We start from the raw sequence: 7771 nt of genomic DNA, 5'->3' as shown, positions 1-7771 counted from the left end.
TGCTGCTGCTGCTCGGCGAGGAGGACGGCGCCCCGATCTGGCGGATGCTGGAAGAGGAGGAGATCAAGAAGGTCTCGCACGCCATGGTGCAGCTCGGCTCCCTCGAGGCCGACGTGGTCGAGCACCTGATCATCGACTTCGTGTCCCGGCTCTCGGCGAGCGGCGGCATCACCTCGAGCTTCGAGCGCACCGAGGCGCTGCTCCTGAAGATCTTCCCGCCCGAGCAGGTCTCGGTGATCATGGCGGAGGTGAAGGGCGCCTCGGGCCGCCGGGTCTGGGCCAGCCTGACCCAGATCGACCCCGAGATCCTGGCCTCGTTCCTGCGCAACGAGTACCCGCAGACCGTCGCGGTGATCCTGTCGCGGGTGCGCTCGGACTACGCCGCCCGGGTGCTGACCATCCTGCCGGAGGACTTCGCCATCGACGTCCTCAACCGCATGCTGCGGATGGAGACGGTGCAGAAGGAGGCCCTGCGCCACATCGAGGAGATCCTGCGGGTCGAGTTCGTCTCGACCATCGCCCAGACCACGCGGCGCGACGCCCACGAGCTGCTCGCCGACGTGTTCAACGCCTTCGACCGCCAGACCGAGATCCGGTTCCTGACCGCCCTCGACCAGGCGAATCGCGGCTCGGCGAAGAAGATCCGCCAGCTGATGTTCACCTTCGACGACCTGATGAAGCTCGACGCCGGCAGCGTCCAGACCCTGATGCGCAGCGTCGACCGCGACGTGCTGGCCCGCGCGCTGAAGGGCGCATCGGATCCGGTCCGGGCCTTCTTCTTCGCCAACATGTCGAGCCGCGCGGCCAAGAACATGCAGGACGAGATGGGCTCGCTCGGGCCGATCCGCCTCAAGGAGGTCGACGAGGCCCAGTCGAAGATGACCGACCTCGCCAAGGAGCTCGCCGAGCGGGGCGAGATCATGATCGCCAAGAACAGCGCCGAGGAAGAGCTGGTCTACTGATGCGCGCCCACGAGACGACAGGGCCGGTTGCGAGGAGGATCGCCTGATGGCGCAGATCCGGCGCTTCCTGTTCGACACCGATTTCCGCAATCCGGACGGCAAGCCCCCCCGCGAGGAGGGCGGCATCCCCGAGGCGGAGGCGCGCGCCGCGGCAGAGGCCGCGACGCTGGCGGCCGCCCGGGCCGAGGCCGAGGCGGCCGCCTATGCCCGCGGCCTGCAGGAGGGCCGCGCCCAGGCCGATGCGCAGGTGCAGACGCGCCTCGCCGATGCCCTGAACCGGGTCGCGGCGGCGGCGTCCGGGATGATCGGCGCCCTGGACGCCCACGACGCCGAGCGCGAGGCCCAGGCCCTCGACTTCGCCGTGATGCTCGGGCGCAAGATCGCCGGGGCCGCCCTCGACAGCCAGCCGGTCGCGGCGATCGCGGAAGCCGCGGGGCGGGCGCTGCAGCATCTGCGCGGCGTGCCGCACCTGGCGATCCGGGTCCACGACGCGCTGGTCGAGGAGACCGAGCGACAGGTGGCGCGGCTCGCCCGCGAGCGCGGCTACGAGGGCCGCCTGATCGTCCTCGGCGATCCCGGCATGGCGCCCGGCGACGCCCGCATCGAGTGGGCCGATGGCGGCGTGGTCCGCGATCGCGCGGCCATCGAGGCCGCCGTGCTGGCCGTCCTGCCGACCGCCTGACGCCCGTTCCCGAAGAGTCTTCTCCACGAGGTACCCCGATGTCCTCCGACAACGATCTCGGCCTGCCGCAGCTCAGCGAGGCGGATCTCGCCTTCGATACCGCCTCGGCCGGCACGATGCGCGACGCCCCGGCGGCCGCCAAGTCGGCCTCCGACCTCGAGCAGGTCTTCGACGTGCCGGTGATGGTCTCGGCGGTGCTGGGCTCGTCGCGGATGCCGATCGGCGACCTCCTGCGCCTCGGCCCCGGGACGGTGCTGGAGCTCGACCGCAAGGTCGGCGAGGCGATCGACATCTTCGTCAACAACCGCCTCGTCGCCCGCGGCGAGGTGGTGCTGGTGGAGGAGCGCCTCGGCGTGACGATGACCGAGATCGTCAAGGCCGACGGCTGACCACCGCTCCCGCCGCCCCGAACCGCCCTACGGAGTGCCCGCCATGCGGCTCTTGATCATCGGACGCCTCAACGGCGAACTCGTCACCGCCTCCCGGATCGCGATGAGCCGCGGCGCCGCCGTGACCCAGGCGGACGGGATCGAGCAGGGCCTCAACGTCCTGCGCGCCAAGGGCGCCGACCTCGTGATGATCGACGTGTCGCTGCCGATCCGCTCCCTGGTGGCGGCCTTGGCCGAGGAGCGCATCCGCACCCCCGTGGTGGCCTGCGGCACCGGCACCGACGCCAGGGCCGCGGTGGCGGCGATCCAGGCGGGGGCCAAGGAATACATCCCGCTGCCGCCCGATCCCGAGCTGATCGCGGCGGTGCTGGAGGCGGTGACGGCGGATGCCCGGGCCTTCGTGTGGCGCGACCCCGCGATGGAGCGGGTGGTCAAGCTCGCCGAGCAGGTGGCGCGCTCCGACGCCTCCGTGCTGATCACCGGCGAGAGCGGCACCGGCAAGGAGGTGCTGGCGCGCCACGTCCACGCCCGCTCGAACCGGGCGACCAAGCCTTTCGTCAGCGTGAACTGCGCGGCGATCCCCGACGCGCTGCTCGAATCCGAGCTCTTCGGCCACGAGAAGGGCGCCTTCACCGGGGCGGTGGCCCGGCGCATCGGCCGGTTCGAGGAGGCCCATGGCGGCACGCTGCTCCTCGACGAGATCTCCGAGATGGACGTGCGGTTGCAGGCCAAGCTCCTGCGGGCGCTGCAGGAGCGGGTGATCGACCGGGTCGGCGGCACGCAGCCGGTGAAGGTCGACATCCGGGTGCTCGCCACCTCGAACCGCAACCTCGCCGAGGAGGCGCGCAAGGGCACGTTCCGCGAGGACCTGCTCTACCGCCTCAACGTGGTGAACCTGCGCCTGCCTCCCTTGCGCGACCGCCCGGCCGACATCCTCGAACTCGCCGGCCACTTCGCCCGCAAATACGCCGAGGCCAACGGGCTCGCGGTCCGGCCGCTCTCGGCCGAGGCGCGCCGCCTCGTCGTGCAGAGCCCCTGGCCCGGCAACGTGCGCGAGTTGGAGAACACCCTGCACCGGGCGGTGCTGCTGGCGAGCGGACCCGAGATCGACGCCGACGCGATCCGCTCGCCGGAAGGCGACGCGCTCGCCGTCGCCACCAGCCCCGCCACCCGCGCGGTCCAGGCCGCCGAGGCGGCGACGCGGGGCTTCGTCGGTCGCTCGCTCGCCGAGGTCGAGCGCGACCTGATCCTCGATACCCTCGACCATTGCCTCGGCAACCGCACCCACGCCGCCAAGATCCTAGGCATCTCGATCCGGACCCTGCGCAACAAGCTCAACGAATACACCGATGCCGGAATCCCGGTGGCCGAGCCCGGCCACACGCGGGCGCTGGCGGCCTATGGCTGAGAGTCTGCCATGAAGACTGTCGCAGACGCCACGAATAGCCGGGGCGTCGGCCGGTCCGGCGACGACGACTTGCGGGCCCGGCGTCCCGGCAGGACGCCAAAACCCCTTGTCGACACGCTTTTATTCCTAGCGCGAGGGTGTGACACCTGACTGTCGTCCCATGGCCCGATCGGGTGCTCCTGCACTCTTCGATCGGCCCGGACGTGAAAAAAGCTCTCGTTTTAATTGGGCCTTAGCGGATACCTCCCAACCTCTGCGGCAGAGTGAGCCTTGAGCGGAATGGCGGGCGCGATGCGGACGTGGGTCAAGGGCGGGCGCCTCGCGCGGCTGTCGATCAAGGCGCGAATCTTCGCGGGCTTCGGCGTGGTGCTGACGACGACCGTCGGCGTCGCGGTCTCGGGCTACCTGCTGGTGACGCAGGTGAGCTCGGATTTCGCCGATTACCAGCAGAACCGCGCCAAGGCCGAGCATGTCCGCTCCGTCGACATGGCGATGATGCAGGCGCGCTTCGAGCTGAGCCGCTGGCTCCAGCGCTTCGATCCGGCGGTACTCAAGGCCGCGCGCGACCTCCTCGACAAATCCGTCGGCCTGATCGAACGCGGTCCCGAGGTCGGGCTGTCGGGCGACGAGCTCGCGACCAGCGCCGTGATCGCCAAGGCCCTGCGGACCTACGGCGACGAATACGTCATCCTGGCCAGGATCAAGGGGGAGGAGACGGCCCTTCTGAGCCAGGAGATCGACCAGGCCGGCGAGCAGATCGCCGCGTCCCTGGCGCAGCGGCGCACCCGCGCCTTCGAGGCCGGCGATCTCGATCAGGCCCGGATGCTGAACGCCGCCGCCGAGGCGTTCCAGGCCGCCCGCGACCAGACGGCGCAGCTGAAGGTGACCGGCGACGCCAAGCACATCGCGGCCGCGAGCCAGTTCGCGGCGGCGGTCCAGGCCAAGCTGCCGGCGAATTCCGACCTCGCGGCGAAGCTGACCGCCTGGCGCGGGGCGCTCGACCGCGCCTCGGCCCTGTCGGCCGAGTGGGGCCGGCACCTGAAGCTCTCCCGCGTCGCCCGGGACGAGTCGATGAAGGCCTCCGCCTCCCTGCTGGCGGTGATGGCGCGCGACGGGGTGGAGGCCGAGCAGGACTTCGCCCGCAGCGTCAAGGAGGGGACGACCGCCTTCCTCGCCAAGGCGGCCGGCATCGTGCTCCTCGGGATCGTGATCTCGCTGCTCCTCGCCCGCTCGATCACCGCGCCGCTCCAGCGCCTGTCGGGCGCGATGGCGGCGCTCGGCGGCGGTGCCCGGTCGATCGACCTGCCGGATACCGGTCGCGCCGACGAGATCGGCGCGATGGCCCGCACCGTGGCGCTCTTCCGCGACGGTCTGATCGATTCCGAGTCCCGCGACGCGATCCAGCGCCAGGACACCGACGCCAAGATGGCGCGGGCGCGCCACCTCGAGACCCTGACCCAGGGCTTCGAGGGCAAGGTCTCGGCGCTGATCGCGTCCTTGACCGCGGCGGCGGGCCAGATGGAGGGGGCGGCGCACAACCTGTCGACCTCGGCCGCCGAATCCTCGAACCTGTCGGCGGGCGTCGCGGACGCCGCGAGCCAGACCTCGGCCAATGTCGGCGGCGTCGCGAACGCCACGGACGAACTCTCCGCCAGCATCGAGGAGATCACGCGCCAGGTCGCCCATTCCTCGGTCATCGCCGGGCGGGCCGACGCGGAGGCCGCGCGCACCGAGGCGACGATCCGGGCGCTCGCCGCCGGGGCGCAGCAGATCGGCGACGTGGTCCAGCTCATCACCAGCATCGCCGGCCGGACCAACCTGCTGGCCCTCAACGCCACGATCGAGGCGGCGCGCGCCGGCGAGGCCGGCCGCGGCTTCGCGGTGGTGGCCGCCGAGGTCAAGGATCTGGCCACCCGCACGGCCCGGGCGACCGACGAGATCGCCGGCCAGATCGGCAGCATCCAGGCCCAGACCGTCCAGGCGGTACAGGCGATCGAGGCGATCGGCGGCACGATCCGCGACATGAACGCCATCGCCACGGGTGTGGCGAGCGCGATGGAGCGCCAGAGCGCCGCCACCGGCGAGATCGCCCGAAACGTCCAGCACGCCGCCCACAGCACGCAGGTCGTTTCCGGCCACATCGACGCGGTGCAGCAGGGCGCCGACCGCACCGGCGGCACCGCCGACCAGGTGCTGCACGCCGCCCAGCACCTGGCCCGTCAGGCCGCGACCCTGGAGCGCGAGATCGGCGGGTTCGTGATGGAGATCAAGGCGGCGTAAAAACCGCCTCCGAGACGGCGCGCCGCCGGGAACCTGCGCCACCGGCTCGACGGAACAAGGAACTCACAAATCTGACCCGGGGCCGCGCAGCGACCCCGGATCGTCGATCGAGGGAGGAATGCTGCTCGGGGATGAGAGCGGTCGCCGCCGCTAAGCGGTCGCCTGCAACCGCGGGATCGCATCCGCGAACCGGGCGATCGGCAGGAAGAGGCTGAAACGGCGCTCCTTGTCCTCGACGTGGATGATCGCCTCCTTCCACTCGGGCTCGCGGCAGGCGCGCCGCTTCAAAAGCCCTGCGATATGCGCCGAGCAGGTGATGATCTCGTGCGGCTCTGCGAGCTCGACGCCGCGGGTATCCCGGATGAGACGGCTGCCGACCTGGAAGTGGAAGTAGTAGCAGGACATTCCGCTCTCTCCTGGGGTGGCTGTCCTGCACGATTACGGCCCCTCGTCTCCGGCCGCCTTAACCCGAGTCAAGCGTTTCGGGTTTCATCCCTTCGGGGGACCCCTTCGTCCCGCTACAGGTAGCCGGTGCCGGCCTCGGCCGCGAAGCGGTCGGGCGGGCCCTCCCAGACGATCCGGGCATGCTCCAGCACGTAGACCCGGTCGGCATGGGGCAGCGCGAAGGTGACGTTCTGCTCGCCCAGGAGCACCGTGATCGGCGTGGTCTGGCGCAGGCGCTCCAACGCCTTCGAGAGTTGCTCCAGGATCACCGGCGCGAGGCCGAGGGTCGGCTCGTCGAGGATCAGGAGCCGGGGCTTCATCATCAGGGCGCGGGCGATGGTGAGCATCTGCTGCTCGCCGCCCGAGAGGGTGCGGGCCGTCTGGCCGCCGCGGCTCCTCAGGATCGGAAACAGCTCGAACAGCCAGTCGAGCTGGCGCGCGCTCTCCGCCTTCGGCAGATGCTGGCCGCCGAGGTCGAGGTTCTCGCGCACGCTCATCTCGCCGAACAGCTCGCGGGTCTCCGGCACCTGGACGATGCCGCCCTTGGCGATGCTCGCCGGACTGCGCCTCGCCAGCGGCTCGCCGGAAAAGCTGATTCGTCCCGAATGCGGCACGAGGCCCGAGATGGCGTTGAACAGGGTCGTCTTGCCGGCGCCGTTGAGGCCGACCACCGAGACGAACTCGCCCTCGTGCACGTGGATGTCGACGCCACGCAGGGCCTGGGCCTTGCCGTAGAGCACGTCGAGCCCCTCGACCTTGAGAAGGGGCGCGCCGGCAAAGCTCGCCTCGGGCCTGGCCGCCGTCTCGATGCTGCCGCCGAGATAGACCCGGCGCACGGTCTCGTTGCGCATCACCTCGGCGGCCGAGCCCTCGGCCACGCGCTCGCCGAGATACATCGCGAAGACCCGGTCGACGAGGGCGGCGACGCTCTTCACGTTGTGGTCGACGAGGAGCACCGCCTTGCCCTCGTCGCGAAACCCCCGGATCAGGGCGGAGAAATCCGCGACCTCGCCGGAGGTCAGGCCGGCGAAGGGCTCGTCGACCAGCACGACCTTGGGGTCGCGGGCGATGGCCTTGGCGAGCTCCATCCGGCGCAGGTCGGCGAAGGGCAGGGTGCCGGGGCGCCTGTCCATGACCGCCCCCAGGCCCACCCGCTCGGCGATGGCCCGCGCCCGCGTCTCGACGCCCGGATCGGCGGCGAGGCGGATCAGGCTGTCGGGCAGGAGGGCGAGCTTGATGTTCTCCAGCACCGTCTGGCGGTGCAGCGGCCGGGAATGCTGGAAGACGAGGCCGATGCCGGCCCGCGCCACCTTGTGCGAGGGCCAGCCGGCGATCTCGGTGCCGTCGAGCTTGACGCTGCCGGCATTCGGGCGCTCCAGCCCCATGATGAGCTTCATCACCGTGGACTTGCCCGAGCCGTTCGGCCCGATCAGCCCGACGATCTCGCCGGCCCGCACCGTGAAGCCGATCGATTTCGCCGCGACGAGGCCGCCGTAGCGCTTGGTCAGCCCCTCGACCGCCAGGAGGGGCGGGGCGGTGTCGGGCGCCCGGCCCGGGGCGGAGGGCAGGGACGTATCGGATGTGGCGAGGCCGGCCGCACTCATGA

Annotated in this window: 6 protein-coding genes and 1 pseudogene; 5 read left to right on the top strand and 2 right to left on the bottom strand. The window is 71.1% G+C overall.

What is annotated here, in order from left to right; translation table 11 throughout:
- The 5 genes from VQ03_RS12765 to VQ03_RS35020 form a co-directional block, all read left to right on the top strand.
- On the top strand, window positions 1-962 hold a 962-nt coding region (locus VQ03_RS12765; RefSeq protein ID WP_048451261.1), incomplete at its 5' end, for a flagellar motor switch protein FliG.
- Window positions 963-1008: 46 nt separating this feature from the next.
- Window positions 1009-1644: a FliH/SctL family protein gene (locus tag VQ03_RS12760; protein ID WP_048451260.1), complete on the top strand. Its 636-nt coding sequence runs from the start codon at window positions 1009-1011 to the stop codon at window positions 1642-1644.
- A gap of 38 nt (window positions 1645-1682) precedes the next feature.
- Window positions 1683-2033 carry a flagellar motor switch protein FliN gene (gene fliN, locus VQ03_RS12755; RefSeq protein ID WP_048451259.1) on the top strand — a complete coding sequence of 117 codons (351 nt, stop codon included), beginning with the start codon at window positions 1683-1685 and terminating at the stop codon, window positions 2031-2033.
- A 43-nt stretch (window positions 2034-2076) separates the two neighbouring features.
- Window positions 2077-3441, top strand: a complete 1365-nt coding sequence (gene flbD, locus VQ03_RS12750) for a sigma-54-dependent transcriptional regulator FlbD (protein ID WP_048451258.1) — start codon at window positions 2077-2079, stop codon at window positions 3439-3441.
- 291 nt (window positions 3442-3732) lie between these two features.
- Window positions 3733-5721: a methyl-accepting chemotaxis protein gene (locus VQ03_RS35020; RefSeq protein ID WP_167376086.1), complete on the top strand. Its 1989-nt coding sequence runs from the start codon at window positions 3733-3735 to the stop codon at window positions 5719-5721.
- A 150-nt stretch (window positions 5722-5871) separates the two neighbouring features.
- Here the strand turns inward: VQ03_RS35020 and VQ03_RS12740 are convergent, their stop codons facing one another.
- Both VQ03_RS12740 and VQ03_RS12735 read right to left on the bottom strand, forming a co-directional pair.
- The gene (locus tag VQ03_RS12740) at window positions 5872-6126 is read right to left on the bottom strand and encodes a DUF6894 family protein (protein ID WP_048451257.1); all 255 of its coding nucleotides are present in this window, start codon (window positions 6124-6126) and stop codon (window positions 5872-5874) included.
- 383 nt (window positions 6127-6509) lie between these two features.
- A pseudogene (locus VQ03_RS12735) lies at window positions 6510-7769 on the bottom strand (ATP-binding cassette domain-containing protein); the annotation flags it as partial.
- Window positions 7770-7771 lie beyond the last annotated feature (2 nt).

The organism is Methylobacterium tarhaniae (assembly GCF_001043955.1).
Lineage (GTDB): Bacteria > Pseudomonadota > Alphaproteobacteria > Rhizobiales > Beijerinckiaceae > Methylobacterium > Methylobacterium tarhaniae.
This window is presented reverse-complemented; position numbering and strand designations above follow the sequence as displayed.

What these genes read in the sequence shown, in the direction of transcription:
- VQ03_RS12760 (WP_048451260.1), top strand. Translation starts at nt 1,009, where the DNA reads ATGGCGCAGATCCGGCGCTTCCTGTTCGACACCGATTTCCGCAATCCG.
- fliN (WP_048451259.1), top strand. Translation starts at nt 1,683, where the DNA reads ATGTCCTCCGACAACGATCTCGGCCTGCCGCAGCTCAGCGAGGCGGAT.
- flbD (WP_048451258.1), top strand. Translation starts at nt 2,077, where the DNA reads ATGCGGCTCTTGATCATCGGACGCCTCAACGGCGAACTCGTCACCGCC.
- VQ03_RS35020 (WP_167376086.1), top strand. Translation starts at nt 3,733, where the DNA reads ATGCGGACGTGGGTCAAGGGCGGGCGCCTCGCGCGGCTGTCGATCAAG.
- VQ03_RS12740 (WP_048451257.1), bottom strand. Translation starts at nt 6,126, where the DNA reads ATGTCCTGCTACTACTTCCACTTCCAGGTCGGCAGCCGTCTCATCCGG.